We start from the raw sequence: 17584 nt of genomic DNA, 5'->3' as shown, positions 1-17584 counted from the left end.
AACCCGGCGATCCGTCGCCGGGGGTTATTTCGGTGTCTCGGCCCCGCTGACCAGGGCCCGTGTCAGTCGCAGTCGCTCCGCGTCGAGGAGCCGTTCCGCGAGCCGGTAGCTCGCGAAGTCCGCGTACAGCGGCATGCTTGCCAGATATCGGCGCCATCCGAGGGCCGATACAGTGTCGCTGCGTCCCTGGGCGTAGGCCTGGACAGCCATCTGCACCTCGTGGCTCTTCGCGTCGAGGTGCTCGGACGCGAAGGCCAGCGGCGCGAGTTCGGCGCCGGTGAGTTCGATCTGCGAGTCGGTCGTCGCGGCGTTCATCGCCGAGGGGTTGTTCGTGAGGGGATCGAGCGAGGACCGCGAGGGCGTCCCGAGCGAGCCGGGGCGAGCGAAGAGGCCGATCGCCATGCCGAGCTTGGGCGGGTCGTAGGGGTCGTAGGCGGTGATCGAGCCGACGATGAGCCCGTCGACGCCCATCGCCTCGATGAGCGCGTAGGCCTGTTCGGGCGAGTCGATGGAGGCGAGCCCGATGGCGCGCATCACGCCGATGGTGCGGTTGACCGGCAGCGTCGTGACGCCGCGGATCTGCTCGAACTGGTAGGTGAGCGCGTCGCTGACGAGCAGCGGGTCGACGAGGGTGACGCCGGACTCGTTGCGAAGCGGGGCGACCGCCCAGACGACTTCGGGTTGTCCGGCCCGTCCCTGCTGGTAGGGTGCGACAAGGACGCGCGGCGCGTGGAGCGTCTCTCTGGGCATCGTCGACGAGCAGGCGGCCAGGGCCGGCAGTGTCGCGACGATGAGTAGCGCGAGGGCTCGGTGCGCAAGCATGCGCTGTGCGGTTGTCATGGCGTCCGTGCCTTTCCGCGGGGCTCCGCCCGCGCGTGTCGTTCAGCGAATCGTGGTCTGTTCACCCTCGGCGCTTCGCCTCGGGTTCGTGCAATCGTCGCGACGCGTGCGCCGCGCCGGGTTCAGTCAATCATTGCTCGGGTCCGGTCGTGTCACGCTCGGGGGCGAAGACGAAGTTGGTCGGGTTGCTCGTGCGCCGGGCCGGCGGGCTCTGGGGCGCAGCGACCGGCGTGGGGATGCCGCGAACGATGGCCTCGGGCGAGCCGGGCTGGATGACATCGTCGCGTCCCTGCGTCATCGCGGGCCCGCCGGAGGAGGGTCGGGAGGTGAAGCCGGTGTTGGTCGAGCCCTGGGGCCGGTTCACGCCGCGCTGCTCGGGGCTGCGCTGGGAATAGACGCCCGGGGCCTCGCCGCGCGACGCGATGAGGGCGCGCTCGGGCTGGAGCGACCAGATGTTGTCGTTGCCGCCGCGATCGGAGACGAAGTACAGGCGCCAGTCCGGGGCCCAGACCGGCATCAGGTTGACGAAGTTGCCCCCGGTGAGGCGCGAGCGCCCCGAGCCGTCGAGCTCGACCATCCAGATGTCTGACGCGTGGGGGCGCGCATCAGGGGAAGAGCCCATCCCGCCGTGCGGGTTCGGGACAGCGGCGAAGGCGAGGCGGCGCCCGTCGGGCGACCAGGTCGGATTGATGAAGGCGGCGACCGGCGAGGAGGCGATCTCGGTGGGGTTGATTGCCTCGCCCTCGACGAAGTCGATGGTCCAGATCGCGAAGAAGCGGTCGCCCCGATCTCGCGAGCGCTGGAAGGCGATAGTGTCGCCGGTGGGGCTCCAGCGCGGGAAGAGGCCGTGCCCGATGAAGCGGGCGACGCCCGGGTTCATCGAATCGACGACCCACAGTTCCCACTTGTTCGACGCCGGGTTGAGCCGGCAGAACGCGAGGTGCCTGCCGTCGGGAGACCAGGTGGGGTGCAGCTCGTGGCCCGAATCCGCGGTGAGCTGGATGGGCTGCCCGCCGCCGGTGGACATCACATAGAGGTCCCACGACCCGTTGCGGTTGGACGCGAACGCGAGGCGGCGCCCATCGGGCGAGAAGGCGGGCATCACGTCCTGGCCCGGGTCGTTGGTGAGGCGAGTGACCGCCTTGCTGCCGACGGGCTTGATGTACAGGTCGGAGGTCTGGCTGTGCTGCGTGGACGCGAAGACGATCCACTTGCCGTCGCGGGAGATGTCGGGGTGGAAGTCGGAGCCGATCTGCGCGAAGGTGATCTGGCGGAGGTTCTCGGAGAAGTCGTCGCTCGACGAGGACGCGCCGTTTGTGCCGCTCAACTCCCCGAAAATGTTGGGGGAGGCGTTGTGCTGGTTCGGGGCGCTCCAGGGCGCGAACGGATCGGCCGACGCGCCCGAGTTCCCGCCCGGTGCGGTGGCGATCGCGAACGGGTCGCTCGGATCGACAGGGGGCTGGGCCTGCGCCGTGGTCTGCGAGGGCTTGGTCGCACCCGACGCCTGGGGAGTCGCAGGGGTGCGGCTCGCCTGCATGGGACGGGCCTGCATCGAGCAGCCAGCGAGGGCGGCAAGGAGGGCCGGCGTCAGCACAAGAGCGAGCGAGCGACGAGAGGGGATGGCGAAGCGGTTGACGAGCATCGGACGGCTCCTCCGCGGCGGCGAGTGCTCGGCCGCGTTGGTGTCGTGGGTCGTTCCGGCTCCGCCGGGTCGCTGCGAGGAGGTTCGCCTCTCGCAGGAGGTCTAGTGCTCCCTGACGCTCCGCGTCCGGGCCCTTATCGGACTCAGGACCCGCGACGCTTGAGCCGCGGGCTGGTCCCGGAACCTCGATCGGCCCGTTCCAACGCCAAGATAAGTCCCGTCCGAAAAAGACCGCCGGATCTCGCGCCGCCCCGAGTGATTCTGGGCGAGCGAGCCAGCAAAACGCGTCGCGGCCCGTCACGAATCCCAAGCTCCTCCTCCAAGGAGCTCGGATCCCGTGGCCGGGCCGCGGACGCTTCGGGTGCATGTCCATGTCGCGCCACGCGAGGTGTCGCAGAGCCACAGCGTACCGATTCTCGCGCCGAGTCCAAGCCCAAGTTTGGGCGTTTCCGGCACTTTCACGCGACCTTCGCGCGCACGGATGGCGCGAAAGCACGAGAGTTGTCACATTGGGCAATTTGGCTGGCGTCCCTGCGCCCGCGTCAGCGCGCGCCGGAACGGAGGGCGGACACCGGATCATCTGACTCGAGCACGACCTGCGCGATCTCGGCGAGGGAGCGGCGAGAGGTCCGAGCAGCACGCTGGAGCAGGAGGTGGGCGTCCGGCTCGCGCATCGAGCCGAGCTCGACGAGGCGCCACTTCGCCCGCTCGGTCAGCTTCCGGTGGTCGAGGGTCCGACGCAGGTCTGCCAGAGCCGTGTCGCGGTCGGTCTGGCGGCGTGAATTGGCCCAGGCGAGGGCGAGCGCTGCACGCAAACCCTCCGGCGTCACGGGCTTGAGCACATACCCGAAGGCCTGCGCCGTGACGGCGCCGTTGATGTACTCGTCGCTCCCGTACGCCGTCAGCAGGACGCAGGGAATCCCCTTCGTGGCCCAGAGGGTCTTCGCGACCTCGATGCCGTCGATCTCGGGCATGCGGATATCGAGGACGGCGGCGTCGGGGGGGGTTTTTTCGGCGATCTCGATGGCCTTGGCCCCGTTGGGCGCGAGCCCGACCACCCGGATGCCCATCGATTCGAGCATCTCGCGGACGCTGCGAGCGATGAGCATGTCATCTTCCGCGACGAGCACGCTCTCGGGAAGATCCGAATTCACGCTCTGCGGCGCGTTGTCGTCTGTGCCTTTCGGCGATCCCATAGCGACGAGTCTCCCGACGGAGAGTAGAGGTGCCCCCGGAGCGGCTGCCGGGTCCAGAGATCTGAGGGGCAGAAGTACCCCTTCAGTATCGAGCCGTGAGTATACGAGCATACCCGATTCTGGCTGCGCCCGGCAATGAACCGGGGAAAGCCCCGGGTTTGGCCAGGCCATGGGGCTTCACGCCCGGGATGCTTCGGTTCAGTCCAGCCAGTCCTTGGCCTTCAGGCGCTCGGGCACATACACCTCGGTCACGTACGAGATGTCCTTGGTGATGAGGGATTCAACCTCCATTTTGAAGCCATTTCGGAGCATTTTCTCGATTTCCCGCTGCCAGGGCTTGTTGTCCTTGAACCACGGGTAGGCGGCGATCTGCTTGGCGCGCGCGGTGTCCTTGTCGTTGAGTTCGATCTGCACGTCGTCGCTCAGCTCGCAGCGGTCGTAGTCGATGGCCCGGATGCCCAGGAACTTCGCCTCGGGGATCGCCATGCGCTCGCTCTCGTACGCGAGGTTGATCGACCCCTGCTTCATGACGCTGTAGATGTAGTGCCCCCACGGGTCGCAATCGAGCAGGCAGAACACCGGCAGTTTCAGCTCGTGGTGCATGCGATGCAGGAGCCGGCGCACGCCGCGAGGGGGCTGCCCGCTGCCCTCGGTCAGGATGCAGTTGTGCTTCTCCCAGAAGCGGTCCTCGTTGAAGCGCGACCAGACGGTGTCCTTCTCGACATGCAGGATGAACTTCGCCTCGCACTTGCCGAACTGGATGACATCCGGCTCGCAGATGCTGGGGATCGCGTACCCGCCCGAGCCCATGCGCCGGCAGTCGATCTCGTCGCCGTTGTCGGTGATGGTGATGTTGCCCACCATGGTCCCGCGTTTCTTCGCGAAGACGTGCAGCTGCTCGCGCAGCGCGCCCAGAGACACCTCGAGGTCCTCGAGCACGGCGTCGCTCTCGGTCTGGTCGTCGAAGGTCTTTTCCTTCGTCCCGGCGATCGTGTGCAGCGAGCGGTAGTACATGCCGCGGAGACTGAGCGTCTTTTCCTGCTCGATCAGGTCCTTGCACCCGCCGGCGAGCAGGAGCGACTGCATGAACTTGCGCGCCTGACTGGCGTTGAAGAAGTTGCGCCGCTGCGTGGCGCTGCCCATCTCGAGCCGGCGCTTCTTCGCGTTGAACCTCGTGTTCGAGAGCGCTCGCGTCGGGACATCGAAGTACGGGTCGCCCTCGGCCTTGCGGTCGGCCTGGCCCAGCGACACCTCGATCACGCGCTCCGCCAGCTTGACGATGCGGTCCGCGGTGACCTTGTCGCCCTCGCGCTTCGACCGCGCGATCTCGGCGCGCTTGGTGTCGCCCGCGCTGCGCTTCGTCGTTGTCTTCTTCTGCACCGATCGCTCGGCCATCACGCCGCACTCCGTTGGGTGTTCTTCGCCTCACTCAGCCGAACAGCGCCGCCGACCCGTCCCCGTGCGACGGCTGGCGCTTCTTCTTGACCTTCTTGACGATGACCTTCTTCTTTTTCTTCAGGGGCTTCGGCTCCGACGCGAGCGCCGGCCCGATCGCGGCGTCGTCCCCGTCGTCGGCCTCGCGGCCGGGCGCGGGCCGGCGGACGGGCTCGTCGCCCATGCCGAAGTTCTCCGCCTCTTCGGGCGTTTCCTTCATGTAGACCGTCTCGTCGCCGAGCAGCTCGTCGCGCCGCTTGGCCGGCGTCTTGATGAGGTTTCCCTCCTCGTCGAGCTCGATGTCGGCGCGTTCGGTCTTCTTCGCCGCCGTCGCTTTCAGCGCCTCGTAGATGGGCGCCGGGTCGAGCCCGGTGATCGTGCCGCAGGCCTTGGCCACTTCGCCGATGTAGCGCTCGAAGAGCGAGCGACGCTCGCCCTCGCGCTTCATCTTCTGGCGACGACGCAGATAGATTCCGAGCTTGCGCCCGCACTCCTGCAGGGCGAGCTTCATCTCCTTGCGGATCTCGTCGTAGTCGGCGATCGCCTCTTTGCTCTCGCTGGTGAAGGGCACCCACACGCTGGCCATGTGGATCATCACGACGAGCGGGCCGACGGGCGCAGCCCCGCGCGGGTGCTGCAGCCCGTAGCGCTTCCAGTCGGTGTCGAGGACCGCCTTGAAGGTCGCGCACGCGCTCTGCTGATACTGGAGCGGCACGCGGTTGGCGAAGCGGAAGACATTGGCCGAATCATCCGCCGGCAGGTTCCCTCCGAACGCGACGCCGGCCTCGATCAGGAAGGGCCTTCCCCGATACACCGCAGGGGGGCGCGAGCTCACGGCGATGAAGTCCGGCTTCAGCTCTTTCTGCAGCCCCTTGATGAGCGTCTTGGCGCCGATCGGGCTCAGACAATCCGTCGGGGGCGCCATGATCTTCACATCCTGGATCGCCTTGAACAGCTTCTCCGCCTCGGCGTGGCCGATCTGCTTCACCCACGAGCGCTCGGTGAGACCCGCGTGCTCGCAGATCTCCTGGCTGACCTTGGACGACACGCGCGAGAACTCGTTCTTGAAGAACGCGCCCAGCTGCGTGCTCTCGGTGCGTTCGAGCATCTGGATCAGCGTGCCCAGCTCGATGCCGTGGGGGTGCGGCTGGATCTCCCGGGCCTCGGGGGGCAGCTCCTCGACGCCGCGCGGGTAGGAATATTCGCGCGGCCCGTCGTCGCCGCTCTGGGGGGGGGCGATGTAGGTGAAGCTGGCGTGGGGGTTGGCGATCGCGGTGAGCTCGATGTACTCGTCGACGCTGGCGCGCCCCTTGAGGTACTTGCCCTCCAGCTCGATCTCGACGCGCGTGCCGTGGCCCTCGCCGAACAGATCGTCGAGCTCCGGGCGCTCGTTGTCGTCGACGACATCGGCGCGGTTCTTCGAGGTGTCCATCTTGAGGATGACCTCGTGCGCCGGCTTGTTCTTCGCGGTCTTGCTCACGATGCGCACCGGCTTGCCGGTGGTCATCAGCCCGTACATGCCGGCGGCGGAGATGCCGATGCCCTGCTGGCCGCGGCTCATCTTGAGACGGTGGAACTTCGAGCCGTAGAGCAGCGAGCCGAACACACGCTCGACCTGCTTGCGCACGATGCCCGGCCCGTTGTCCTGCACCGTGACGCGGTAGCGCCCCTCTCCCGCCGACTTGAGGTGCTCGATCCGCACGAGCAGGTCGGGGAGGATGCCCGCCTCCTCGCACGCGTCGAGGGAGTTGTCGACCGCCTCCTTGACCGTGGTGAGCAGCGCCTTGCGCGGGTTGTCGAAGCCCAGCAGGTGGCGGTTCTTCGCGAAGAACTCGGAGACCGAGATCTCGCGCTGCTGCGAGGCCATGCTCTCGGCAGTGGCGCGGCGTTCGCCTCGTGGGCGGGGCTTGCTGTCTTTCGCCATGAACGACGACGCTCCCTCGTCGGGGTGTGGCAGTGGGGCGGTCCCGACCTCCGTGGCGGGACGATCATCCGATCGCGGCCAAGGCCGCGGGGGGCGAGGATAGCCATGTTGGGCCCGTCTCGCGCGCGCCCGTGTCAACCTGGGTAAGCTCCGCGCCCGTAACCCAAGGGAAAGCAAGGGACTTGGGCTCAGGAGCGCGCTAAGCCTCGGTGAAGCCCCGATCCCGGGTATTGTTCCGCTCGCGCCCGGGCAATACTGTCGTCACGACATGGTGCGCCGCGCGGGCTCACCCGTGTGATGTGGAACTCCCCAAGGCAGGCCCGCGAGCGCACATCCCTCAGATCGGACCGCCCCATGTTGGGTCGGCCGCTGACTCCTTTGTTGGATGTGGAGGAATTGAGATGAACAAGATCGTCCTTGGCGCCGCTGTCCTTTCGATCGCGGCTGGCGCGTCCGCCGGCACCCCCGACATCATCGCCTACTGGGCCATGAACAACAACACGCTCCCCGGCGGCGGCTTCGGCTTCGCGCCCTCGTCGTTCCCCCAGGGCGCTGACTTCGGCGTCCAGGCCGGGACCGCGAACCTCACCATCGGCGGCGGCGACATCCTCGCCCTCGCCGGCAGCGGCAACTACCAGTGGGTGCAGTCCTTCGCCGGCTCCACCATCAACACGCAGTTCGGCGAGCCCAACGGCGGCTCGATCGCCTTCCAGAACGGCACCGGCGGCATCAACAACGGCGCGTACATGGACTTCAACTTCAACGCCGCCCTCTACGAGAACCTCGAGATCTCCTTCGCCCGCCAGTCCACCAGCACCGGCTTCCGCGATGTCACCGTTGACGCCTACGCCGACGGCGTCCTCATCGGCACCATCGGCGCGATCAGCAACCGCGACGCCTTCGCGCTCTACTCCTTCAACACTTCCCTCCTCGACACCGTCGCGAACGCGACCATCCGCCTGACCTTCACGGGCGGCGAGACCGAGGGCAACATCGCCGCCGGCAACAACCGCGTCGACAACATCGTCATCGCCGGCACGATCATCCCGACCCCCGGCGCCGTCTCCCTGCTCGGCGTCGCCGGCCTCGTCGCCGCCCGTCGTCGTCGCTGAGACGATTGACAACCCGCTCGCGCCCGCTCGTTGAGCCAACGAGGGAAGCACGGACGCGAGCATGACTCGGAATCAAACGCGGGCGGGCCCAGTGACCGGGCCCGCCCGCGTTCTCTTTTCTGCTCTCTCACTTCCCAACTCGTCAGCGTCGACGACGGCGAGCCGCCGCCAGCGCGCCCAGCCCCAGCACGCCCATCGCGCCCGGCGCCGGGACATCGGGCCCGAAGAGCTCCCAGCGAGACGACTCGCTGAAAGTCCCGCTGTAGGCCAGCAAGTCATCGCCCTCGCCGTAGATCTCGAAGCCCCACAGCCCCGGCTGCGTGACGCCGTTGAGGTCGTCGAAGGTGGTGTCGACGCTGAAGGTTCCCTGCCCGAACCAGCCCAGATCGGCGCCGGTCAGGAAGATGAACCCCTCGCCGGCGCCCGGAGCGACCAGCAGCAGGACCAGGTTCTCCGCCTGGAAATCGGCGGCGGTGGTGAACTCGGCGACGAGGCGAGTCTGCTCGATCGTCACGCCCGAGGGCCCGAGGAAGCGGAACATGATCGTGTTGTCGATCTGTTCGCCGCTGGGGAAGAAATCGACGGTGAAGACGGCGCCCTGCGCCGCCCCTGCGCTGAGCGCGATGACGCCGGCGCCCAGCGCGCGAGCCACGGATCCGAACTGTGCCATGCGGTCTTTCTCCTGCCCGCGCCGACCTTGCCAGCGGCGCGAGGCGAGGGTTGTACGGAAGAATTCCGACGCGGTTTCATCCGGAATACGCCAGGGCAGTCTCGGTCTTGCAGAGACGCGCCGAAGCTGCGAACGTCCATCGCCAGGCCCCGAACTCCAGGCAGAGAGACGCCCGAACCCATGACACGCGATGAACCCCCGAGAACAGTTCCGCCGCCGTGGCTGTCTCTGTGCCTGTCCTGCGGCTACGACCTCTCAGGACAGACCGAACGCTGCCCCGAATGCGGCAAACCCCTCGCCGAAATCACCCTCGCGCCCGACAGCCGCGCCGCCCGCTGGCTCACGCAGCGCTCGCGCTGGCTCGTGGCGCCGATCGTGGTCTTCCTGCTCGGCGTCGTCGCGTGGCACGCGCTGCTCCGTCCGACGACCGGGTACGGCTTTGAGCACCTCGGGTGGTACGCGCTCTCGTTCGCCATCATCGGCGCCATCGCCGTGGGCATCCACGCGATCGCGTACGCGTGCCTTCGGGCTCGCAACCCGGCACGCACGCTCCGCGCGCGGATCTGGTTTCTGACTCTGCCAGCGCTCCACGCGTGGTGGATCGCGTGGCCGTTGATCGCCATTGTGGCGTTGCGTCTCGCAGTCGCGATGGGCGCTGACGACCGCTCTGCTTTCCTCTTTATCTATTTTGGGTCGCCGATCAGCGCGTTGGTTACTCCGCTGCTGTGGCAGGTCGGATGGTGGGGTGTAAGTCGCTGGCTGGGTCTGAACGCGCGCCCGCGCTTCGGCCACTGGCTTGCGGCCGGGCTGATCGGAGTGCCGGTTGCGATGTTTCAAGTGTTTATGATCCTGGCGCTCGCCACCGCCGATGTCTGAACCCCGCCCTCCCCGTTCCCCGCCTATCCTCCCCGCCTTCCAGCACCCCATTTCCGCACGAGACAGGGAGAGAACCCATGGAAACCACCCTCATCATCCTCAAGCCCGACGCCGTCCAGCGTGGCCTGATGGGACGCATCGTCAGCCGCTTCGAGGACAAGGGCCTGCAGGTCGTCGGCTGCAAGATGATGAAGATCAGCCAGGAACTGGCCGCCAAGCACTACGAAGCGCACAAGGAGCGCCCGTTCTATCCGGGCCTCGTGAAGTTCATGACCTCCTCCCCGGTGCTCGTGCTCGCGATCCACGGCAAGAACGCCATCGCGGTCTCGCGCAAGATGATGGGCGCCACCTTCGGCTCCAACGCCGAGGCCGGCACCATCCGAGGCGACTTCGGCGTCTCCAACTCCTTCAACCTGATCCACGGCAGCGACAGCCCCGAGGCCGCCGCCCGTGAACTCGAACTCTTCTTCGCCAAGGGCGAGGTCGTCTCCTACACCCGCCCGATCGACGCGTGGGTCTACGACATGGCCGGCGGCAAGGCCGAATAAGCCGAGCCAATCCGACGAAACCACGCAGGGGCGGGCGCACGGCGCTCGCCCCTGTTCGTTCACCGGCGCAGCGTCACGCGAAACACCAGCTCGATGCGCGCGTCGGGGTCTGAGTTCAGCAAGACCTTCAGGGGCTCACCCGTCGCGCGCCAGTTGTAGACGGCGTCGAGCACCGGGCGATCAACATCGGCGCGCCCGCTGGACTGGAGCAGCTCGGCCTTCGCGACGCGCCCCTGCGCGTTGAACCAGATCCGCACGACGACATCGTCGGGGTTCGCCGTCGCCAGCGCGTACGCAGAGAACTGGGGGCGCACCGTCTGGATGCGCAGCCCCTTGGCCGCCAGTGGGCGCCCGGGCGACGCCAGGATCGCGTTGCGGATCGACGCGGCGTCGGCGTCGCGATCAGACGCGACTCCCGGCTCGCGTTCGCCGCCCGCTCCCTGCTTCGAGAGGTCGACCGGCTCGTCCTTGGGCTTCGCGGTCTCGTCGACCGCCTGGGGCGGGGCCGAGGTCCCCGGCGCAGGCGTCTGAGCGCCCGACGGGCTCGCGCCCCGGGCGCCCCCGGTGCTCGCAGCGCTGCCCGGCGCGTTGATGGGCGGCGTCTCTCGCGCGTCGCGCGCGAGGGTGATCGAGGGCGTTGCGCTGGGCGCGAGAAAGACAGCCGGCTCGACTGGGGACGAATCGGCGCGATCGTGCTCGCTCGCGGCGTCGTGCTGCACGAGCGTCGCGCTTGCGGCCTGCCCCTCGCCACCGGCGCCGGGGCTCGTCGGTGTGAGCGCTCCGTCGCTGGGACGGGCCGGGGAAAGCCCGCCATCGCCCGACGAGCGACGAAGTTGCGCCTGCTCAAACCCCATCGGGATCCCGCCGTGTTCGGGGCTGGCGCTCGCGAACCCCAGCCATGTCTCGGTGTCGGTCGCGTCGGACTCGTCGATGCCCAGACGCACCTTCAGGGGCTCGGGCTCGACCGGGACGGGCGTGAGATCGGCTTCATCGTCCGGCGTCGGAGCGTCCGCGGGGTCCGGAAACTCCTCGCGCTCCTTCGAGGAAAGCGCTTCCGAGATCCATTCTGACACCGGAACAGGGGAAATCACGCCGGTTGCGACGAGAGCGGCCACCCCGTGGATCGCAAAAGATGCGATCCAGCCCAGCGCACCCGCCGTTGACGAGCCCAGCCGAAGCATCATCACACGATAGGACGCCCCCGGACCTCGCCGGTTCTGCGGCGGCCGGTGCAGGCAGAGATTCGTCGTGCGCGGAATCCATCGCCTCCCTCGTGCGTTTCACCGGTACGATCTCCTGAATACCTCGCGGGCAGACCCCTTGCGCCCGTTCCCGTCACCCCAAGGAAGCACGAATGCGACATCTCTTCGCCGGTCTCTTCGCCTCCGCCGTTGTTCTCGCTGCCCCCGCGCTCGCGCAGGGCCAGCTCGTGGTCGGGGACAAGGCGCCCAAGCTCAGCAACGTCACCTGGCTCAAGGGCGACTCGGTGAGCAGCTGGCAGCCCGGCGAGGTGTACGTGCTCGATTTCTGGGCGCCCTGGTGCGGGCCCTGCATCGCTGCGATGCCCCACATGAACGACCTGCACAAGAAGTACGAGGACAAGGGCGTCACGATTCTGGGCGTGTCGATCTGGCCTCGCCCCGGCATGACGCCCACCGCCGAGTTCATCGAGTCGCACGTCGTCAACGCCGACGCCAACGAGAAGATGCTCTACGGCATCGCCGAGGACATCGAGATGGCGACCGCCCGCGCGTTCATGGACGCGACCGGCTCGCAGGGCATCCCGACCGTCATGATCGTCGACAAGCAGGGGCGCCTCGCGTGGGTCGGCCACCCGATGAACAAGGACTTCGACGAGTCGCTCGACGCGATCGTCAACGACACCTACGACATCGAGGCCCGCGCCGTCGAGTCGCGCCGCAAGGCCGAGATCGAGGCGACCGTGCGTCCCATCCTCTCGTCGCTGCGCGAAGCGGCCGGCGCCCGCCAGTGGGATGTCGTCGTGTCCAAGCTCGACGAGTTGATCGCGATGGACTACAACGCGGCGCAGTACACGCTCACCAAGGTGAACGTGCTCGCCACGCACCTGAAGAAGTACGATCAGGCGTGGGCCACCGGCTGGGCCGCGATCAAGGGCGTCGCGAAGGACGACGCCCAGGGCCTCAACGGGCTGGCGTGGTTCATCGTCGACAGCAAGGCGATCGAGACCCGCGACCTCGATCTCGCGATGGCCGCCGCCACACGCGCCAGCGAGCTGACCGGCGGGACGAACGCGAGCATCCTCGACACCCTCGCGCACGTGCACTATCGCAAGGGCGATCGCGCGAAGGCGATCGAGGTCCAGAAGAAGGCCATCGAGAACGCCCCCAACCCGCGCGAGCGCCAGCAGCTCCAGGACACGCTCGCCCGCTTCGAGAGCGGCCAGCCCCTCGACTGATCGTGCCCCCGAACCGGGCCCGCCCCGCTTCGGAGCGCCCCGGACAACGACCGAGAACCGACGCCGACGCGCCCCACGCGTCGGCGTCTTTCGTTCACCCCAGCGCCTATCGTTCCGCGATATGAGCGGAGCGACCGCAGAAACCCGTCCGAAGGCCAACCCCGACACCAAGCCGCGCCAGCCGCGTCCGTGGAACGTGGTGCTGCTCGACGACGACGATCACAGCTACGACTACGTGATCCGCATCGCGACGCAACTCTTCGCCTTCACCCCCGAGAAGGCCTTCAAGGCGGCCCAGACCGTCGACGCCGAGGGCCGCGTCGTGCTCCTGACCACCCACAGAGAGCACGCCGAGTTGAAGCGCGAGCAGGTGCTGGCCTTCGGCAAGGACCCGCTCATCGCCAAGTGCCAGGGCCCGATGTCCTGCATCCTCGAGCCCGCCGAGTTCGGCGGCGACGACGACCTCGAGAACGCCGACCGCGACGCGATGAACCGCTCGCGCGACGACTCCTGATCCCGACCTCCATCGCATGAGAGCCCTCGTCCTTCAGACCGAGGAACTCGACCCCGCCGCGAGCGACTGGCTCGCCGAACGGGCCGACCTGCGCCGATGCTCGCCCGACGAGCCCGGCTTCGCCGACCTGCTCGCCGAGGCCGACGCGCTAGTGGTTCGCACCTACACCATCGTCAACGAGGCCATGCTCGCCAAGGCGCCGAAACTCCGCGCCGTGGCCCGAGCGGGCGTCGGGCTCGACAACATCGACCTGCGCGCCTGCGAACGCCGCGGCATACGCGTGCTCAACACCCCCGACGCCAACACCCAGGCCGTCGTCGAACTCGTCGTCTCCTTCGTCCTCGACGCGCTCCGCCCCCGGCTCTTTCTCGACAAAGCGCTCCCCCTCAAGGAATGGAAGCGCGTGCGCGACGATCTCATCGCGCCGAGACAACTGGGCGACCTGACGGTGGGCGTGCTGGGCCTGGGTCGCGTGGGAACGCGCGTGGCGCGCGTGTTCGAGGCGTTCGGCTGCCGGGTGCTGTATAACGATCTGCTCGAACTCCACCGCGACAACCTCCGCGCCAAGGCGGTCGATCTCGACACGCTCCTGCGATCCTCGGATGTGCTCACCGTGCATGTCGACGAGCGGGCGAGCAACCGCGACCTGATCGACGCCGGCGCGCTGGCGCGCATGAAGCCCGACGCGCTGCTCATCAACGCGTCGCGCGGGTTCGTCGTGAACCCCGGCGCGCTCGCGTCGTGGCTGGGCAGCAACCCAGGCGCGCAGGCGATCCTCGATGTCCACGAGCCCGAGCCCTTCACGAGCGACTACCCGCTGCTGGGCCTGCCCAACGCGCACCTCGCGCCCCACATCGGCGCAGCCACGGCGCAGGCGAAACGCAACATGTCGTGGGTCGTGAAGGACCTCTGGAAGGTCCTCTGCGGCGAAAAGCCCGAGCACGCCGCCGTCTGAACGGGAATAACGCGTGACCAGCGACCGACGCCATCACCGACAGGAACTGCTGCCCTTCGTGGGCGAAGCGGGGCAGCAGCGCCTCCGGCAGTCGCACGCGCTGCTGATCGGCCTGGGCGCGCTGGGCTGCGTCGCCGCCGACCACCTCGCGCGCGCCGGCGTCGGGACGCTGACGATCGTCGACCGCGATGTCGTCGAGTTCACGAACCTTCAGCGGCAGTCGCTCTACACGCAGCGCGACGCGGAGGAGGGCCTCCCCAAGGTCGAGGCCGCGCGCCGACGCCTGCTCGAGATCGACTCGTCGCTCGCCATCCACGCCCACGCGACCGATTGCTCCGCGCGCACCGCGCGCGCGCTCCTTGACGCGAGGCCCGGGGTCATCCTCGACGGCACGGACAACTACGAGACGCGCTACCTGCTCAACGACCTCGCGATCGCGACCGGGACCGCCCTGGTGTACGGCGGCGCCGTCGCGACCCGCGCGATGCAGATGACGGTTCTGCCCGGAGAATCGCCCTGTCTGCGCTGCGTCTTCCCCGAGCCGCCCCCGGCGCGCGAGCGCGAGACCTGCGACACCGTGGGCGTGCTGGGCCCGGCGGTCGGCGTCGCCGGCTCGCTCATGGCGGGCGAGGCGATGAAGATCCTGCTGGGGCGCGCCGACCTCGTGCGTCACTCGCTCGCACGCGCCGATGTGCTCACCGGTGAAATAGCGACGACCGACCTCAGGAAGGCGCGCGACCCGGAGTGCCCCTGCTGCGCGCTGCGCCGCTTCGACTGGCTCGACGGTGATCGCGCCGACGCCGCGATCACGCTCTGCGGCCGGTCGAGCGTGCAGATCACGCCCTCGTCCCCGTCGTCGGCCGATCTCGACGCGGTCCTCGCGCGCCTCTCGCCTCACGGCGAGTTCCGGCGCACGCCGTTCCTCGTCAAGGGCTCGCTGCGCGAGGGGGGTGTGGAACTCTCGGTCTTCGCCGACGGGCGCGCGATCGTCTCGACGCCCGACCCGGCGCGGGCCCGCGCGATCTACGCGAAGCACCTCGGCGCGTGAGCGTCAGTCGACGCGTTCGAAGCCGAAGAACCGCTCGGTGTTGCGGTTGATCTGCGCGTGGAAGTCGTCCCACTGCTCGCTACGGAGATCCGCGAGGAACTCCGCCGTCACGCGCGCAAACTTCGGGGCGTTGGGGCGCACGCCCCGGTGGGGGGCGGGCGTGAGGAACGGCGCGTCGGTCTCGACCATGATCCGGTCGCCCGGGACGATCTTGGCGGCCTCCTGCACATCCTTCGCGTTCGCGTAGGTCACCACGCCCGTGAACGACACCATCGCGCCGAAGTCCAGCAGAAGGCGCATCTCGCGCGGGCCGGCGGTGAAGCAGTGGAACACGAACCGCGACGCGTCCAGCCCGCTCTGCCTCAGGATCGGGATCAACTCGTCGAACGCCTCGCGGCAGTGGAGCACGATCGGCTTGTCGATGCGGTGCTCTCGCTTCGCGTTCGCGATAAACGCGAGCTGCTCGTTCAGCACCGCGTGCTGCGTGGCCCGGTGGGGGCCGTCGTAGTGCAGGTCAAGCCCAAGTTCGCCCCAGGCGACACAGCGAGAGGAACGCGCGACATCCAGCAGGTTCTGCCACCGGCGCGGCTCGACATGGGAGTACAGCGGGTGCACCCCGGCGGTGCACCACAGGTTCTCGAGCGCGTGGTGCTCGGCGAGCGAGAGCGCCGAGAGGCAGTCCTGCGTTGTGGTCGAGATGGTGATCGCGCCGGTGACCCCCGCCTCGCGGGCGGCGGCCAGGGTCTCGGACACACGCCCGTGGTAGTCCGCAAACGTGAGATGGCAGTGCGTGTCGAGCATGGGCCGGAAGGGTAGGGGGGCACGGCGCCGAGCGCCTTTCGGGCGAGGGGGGGCGACCCGGGCTCCGGAAGACGGTACAACTCGGCATGACCACCGCCCGCCGCGTCCTCGTCTGCGTTCTCGCGTGCCTCCTGGCCCCGGCGTCGCTGGGGAGCGTCGTCGAGCGCTGGTACATGCTCGAGCTCATGGGCTCGCGGGCCGGCCACATGCGCGAACGCATCGAGACACGCGACGACGGCACGATCCGCGTCGCCAGCGAGATGTCGCTCTCGATCGCGCGCGGCCCGGCGACGATCCGCGTCCGCATCGACGCCGAGTCTGTCGAGCGAGCCGACGGAGAGCCCGTCTCGATGCGCACCGAGCAGTTGCTGGGCGCAGCCGCGGTCGTGACCGAGGCGACGTTCGCCGGTCGGCGCGCCACGGTGACCGAGAGCCAGTTCGGCCAGCGAGGCCAGGCGCGCGAGATCGAGATCGAGCAGGGAGCGCTGATGCCCGACGCGGCGCGCCGGTTCCTGCGAGATCGCATCGCGCAGGGCGCCAGAACGATCGAGTTCGCATCGATCGACCCGATGTCGGTGACCGTGACCGAGCAGCGGTACATCCGCGGCGAGCAGTCCGTGGTGCGACTCGCCGGGCGTGCGTCGCACGCGACGCGCTGGACCGTCACCCAGTCGTCGGCGCCCGGCACGACCAGCACCTATTTCCTCGACGCCGAGGGCGAACTCGTCCGGGGCGAGGTGGCCCTGGGGGGGATCGCGCTCACGATGATGCTCACGGAGCGCGACCTCGCGCTCGCCGAGTTCGAGCCCGCGGAGCTGCTGGTCTCGACGCTCGTCACGCCCGATCGGCCCATCGATTCCCCCCGGACGACGCGCCGGGCGTCCTATCTCCTGCGCCTCGACGCCGGGACGATGCCCGAGCTTCCCTCGTGGGGCGCCCAGCGCGTCGAGCGGATCGACGAGCGCACGGCGAGAGTGGTCATCGACCTCGACAGGAGCGAGCCGGCCGCTCTGACGCGCGAGCAGCGCGCCGCGGCGCTCGCGCCCTCCGCGATGATCGACTCGCGCAACCGCGATGTCGTGGGGCTCGCGACCAACGTGCAGATGATGTCGCGCGAGGACCGAAACAACGCGCCGGTGCTCGCCGAGCGCATGCGAAGGCATGTCCACGGGCACATCAACCGGAAGTCACTCGATGTCGGCTTCGCGACGGCGAGCGAGGTGGCCCGCACGCGCGAGGGCGATTGCACCGAGCACGCCGTCCTGCTGGCCGCGATGCTTCGCGCCGCAGGGATCCCGTCGCGCGTGGTCTCGGGGCTGATCTACGTGGACGAGTTCGTCGGGCAGAAGGGGGTCTTCGGGTTTCACATGTGGACGCAGGCGCTCCTCGCCGGGCCCGACGGCGAGGGGGTCTGGGTCGATCTGGACGCGACGCTCGACCGTTTGCCACGCGATGCGACGCACATCGGCGTCGCGGTCAGCACGCTCGAGGGCTCGGAGCGCGTGAACACCATGGCCGCCGTCGCGCCCCTGCTCGGCGCGCTGTCGATCGAGGTCGAGCGCGTCGAGTGAAAGTTCGAATATCATC

The 17584-nt window shown here is 68.6% G+C and carries 16 protein-coding genes; 8 read left to right on the top strand and 8 right to left on the bottom strand.

All coding sequences use genetic code 11. From position 1 onward, the window contains the following. Window positions 1-24 precede the first annotated feature (24 nt). The 5 genes from KF684_03315 to KF684_03295 all read right to left on the bottom strand — a co-directional run bounded on the left by KF684_03315 (window position 25) and on the right by KF684_03295 (window position 7036). The gene (locus tag KF684_03315) at window positions 25-840 is read right to left on the bottom strand and encodes a hypothetical protein (protein MBX3351938.1); all 816 of its coding nucleotides are present in this window, start codon (window positions 838-840) and stop codon (window positions 25-27) included. 130 nt (window positions 841-970) lie between these two features. Then, a complete protein-coding gene (locus KF684_03310) occupies window positions 971-2482 on the bottom strand; it encodes a TolB family protein (GenBank protein MBX3351937.1) in 1512 nt (503 codons plus the stop codon). 542 nt (window positions 2483-3024) lie between these two features. Beyond that, window positions 3025-3678, bottom strand: a complete 654-nt coding sequence (locus tag KF684_03305) for a response regulator (protein ID MBX3351936.1) — start codon at window positions 3676-3678, stop codon at window positions 3025-3027. A gap of 198 nt (window positions 3679-3876) precedes the next feature. Beyond that, window positions 3877-5073, bottom strand: coding sequence for a DNA topoisomerase IV subunit A (locus KF684_03300; GenBank protein MBX3351935.1), 1197 nt, complete (start codon window positions 5071-5073; stop codon window positions 3877-3879). Between the two features lie 34 nt (window positions 5074-5107). After that, a complete protein-coding gene (locus KF684_03295) occupies window positions 5108-7036 on the bottom strand; it encodes a DNA topoisomerase VI subunit B (protein MBX3351934.1) in 1929 nt (642 codons plus the stop codon). A gap of 401 nt (window positions 7037-7437) precedes the next feature. Between KF684_03295 and KF684_03290 the strand changes: the two genes are divergently transcribed. Continuing rightward, window positions 7438-8148, top strand: a complete 711-nt coding sequence (locus KF684_03290; protein MBX3351933.1) for a hypothetical protein — start codon at window positions 7438-7440, stop codon at window positions 8146-8148. Window positions 8149-8290: 142 nt separating this feature from the next. Here the strand turns inward: KF684_03290 and KF684_03285 are convergent, their stop codons facing one another. Further along, window positions 8291-8818, bottom strand: a complete 528-nt coding sequence (locus KF684_03285; protein MBX3351932.1) for a PEP-CTERM sorting domain-containing protein — start codon at window positions 8816-8818, stop codon at window positions 8291-8293. 180 nt (window positions 8819-8998) lie between these two features. Between KF684_03285 and KF684_03280 the strand changes: the two genes are divergently transcribed. Together KF684_03280 and ndk are read left to right on the top strand one after the other, a co-directional pair. Next, window positions 8999-9694 (top strand): hypothetical protein, encoded by a 696-nt coding sequence (locus KF684_03280; GenBank protein MBX3351931.1) that lies wholly within the window; start codon window positions 8999-9001, stop codon window positions 9692-9694. Window positions 9695-9771: 77 nt separating this feature from the next. Then, window positions 9772-10242 carry a nucleoside-diphosphate kinase gene (gene ndk, locus KF684_03275; GenBank protein ID MBX3351930.1) on the top strand — a complete coding sequence of 157 codons (471 nt, stop codon included), beginning with the start codon at window positions 9772-9774 and terminating at the stop codon, window positions 10240-10242. Window positions 10243-10301: 59 nt separating this feature from the next. Here the strand turns inward: ndk and KF684_03270 are convergent, their stop codons facing one another. After that, window positions 10302-11315, bottom strand: coding sequence for a TonB family protein (locus tag KF684_03270; protein MBX3351929.1), 1014 nt, complete (start codon window positions 11313-11315; stop codon window positions 10302-10304). A 281-nt stretch (window positions 11316-11596) separates the two neighbouring features. Between KF684_03270 and KF684_03265 the strand changes: the two genes are divergently transcribed. From KF684_03265 to KF684_03250, 4 genes are all read left to right on the top strand, one after another. Continuing rightward, complete coding sequence (locus tag KF684_03265; GenBank protein MBX3351928.1) at window positions 11597-12679, top strand: redoxin family protein; 1083 nt, start codon at window positions 11597-11599, stop codon at window positions 12677-12679. Between the two features lie 121 nt (window positions 12680-12800). Beyond that, a complete protein-coding gene (locus KF684_03260; protein ID MBX3351927.1) occupies window positions 12801-13193 on the top strand; it encodes an ATP-dependent Clp protease adaptor ClpS in 393 nt (130 codons plus the stop codon). 16 nt (window positions 13194-13209) lie between these two features. Next, window positions 13210-14148 carry a hypothetical protein gene (locus KF684_03255; GenBank protein MBX3351926.1) on the top strand — a complete coding sequence of 313 codons (939 nt, stop codon included), beginning with the start codon at window positions 13210-13212 and terminating at the stop codon, window positions 14146-14148. Between the two features lie 13 nt (window positions 14149-14161). Continuing rightward, a complete protein-coding gene (locus KF684_03250) occupies window positions 14162-15196 on the top strand; it encodes a ThiF family adenylyltransferase (GenBank protein ID MBX3351925.1) in 1035 nt (344 codons plus the stop codon). Between the two features lie 3 nt (window positions 15197-15199). Here the strand turns inward: KF684_03250 and KF684_03245 are convergent, their stop codons facing one another. Beyond that, complete coding sequence (locus KF684_03245) at window positions 15200-15997, bottom strand: TatD family hydrolase (GenBank protein MBX3351924.1); 798 nt, start codon at window positions 15995-15997, stop codon at window positions 15200-15202. Between the two features lie 86 nt (window positions 15998-16083). Between KF684_03245 and KF684_03240 the strand changes: the two genes are divergently transcribed. After that, window positions 16084-17568 (top strand): transglutaminase domain-containing protein, encoded by a 1485-nt coding sequence (locus tag KF684_03240; GenBank protein ID MBX3351923.1) that lies wholly within the window; start codon window positions 16084-16086, stop codon window positions 17566-17568. The last annotated feature ends 16 nt before the right edge of the window (window positions 17569-17584 follow it).

The organism is Phycisphaeraceae bacterium (assembly GCA_019636675.1).
Lineage (GTDB): Bacteria > Planctomycetota > Phycisphaerae > Phycisphaerales > UBA1924 > JAHBXC01.
The sequence above is the reverse complement of the archived record's forward strand: the minus strand, read 5'-3'. Positions and strand labels throughout refer to the sequence as shown.

Bases quoted from the DNA above. Each gene is read 5' to 3' on its own strand.
- KF684_03315 (MBX3351938.1), bottom strand. From the start codon at position 840: ATGACAACCGCACAGCGCATGCTTGCGCACCGAGCCCTCGCGCTACTC.
- KF684_03310 (MBX3351937.1), bottom strand. From the start codon at position 2,482: ATGCTCGTCAACCGCTTCGCCATCCCCTCTCGTCGCTCGCTCGCTCTT.
- KF684_03305 (MBX3351936.1), bottom strand. From the start codon at position 3,678: ATGGGATCGCCGAAAGGCACAGACGACAACGCGCCGCAGAGCGTGAAT.
- KF684_03300 (MBX3351935.1), bottom strand. From the start codon at position 5,073: ATGGCCGAGCGATCGGTGCAGAAGAAGACAACGACGAAGCGCAGCGCG.
- KF684_03295 (MBX3351934.1), bottom strand. From the start codon at position 7,036: ATGGCGAAAGACAGCAAGCCCCGCCCACGAGGCGAACGCCGCGCCACT.
- KF684_03290 (MBX3351933.1), top strand. From the start codon at position 7,438: ATGAACAAGATCGTCCTTGGCGCCGCTGTCCTTTCGATCGCGGCTGGC.
- KF684_03285 (MBX3351932.1), bottom strand. From the start codon at position 8,818: ATGGCACAGTTCGGATCCGTGGCTCGCGCGCTGGGCGCCGGCGTCATC.
- KF684_03280 (MBX3351931.1), top strand. From the start codon at position 8,999: ATGACACGCGATGAACCCCCGAGAACAGTTCCGCCGCCGTGGCTGTCT.
- ndk (MBX3351930.1), top strand. From the start codon at position 9,772: ATGGAAACCACCCTCATCATCCTCAAGCCCGACGCCGTCCAGCGTGGC.
- KF684_03265 (MBX3351928.1), top strand. From the start codon at position 11,597: ATGCGACATCTCTTCGCCGGTCTCTTCGCCTCCGCCGTTGTTCTCGCT.
- KF684_03260 (MBX3351927.1), top strand. From the start codon at position 12,801: ATGAGCGGAGCGACCGCAGAAACCCGTCCGAAGGCCAACCCCGACACC.
- KF684_03255 (MBX3351926.1), top strand. From the start codon at position 13,210: ATGAGAGCCCTCGTCCTTCAGACCGAGGAACTCGACCCCGCCGCGAGC.
- KF684_03245 (MBX3351924.1), bottom strand. From the start codon at position 15,997: ATGCTCGACACGCACTGCCATCTCACGTTTGCGGACTACCACGGGCGT.
- KF684_03240 (MBX3351923.1), top strand. From the start codon at position 16,084: ATGACCACCGCCCGCCGCGTCCTCGTCTGCGTTCTCGCGTGCCTCCTG.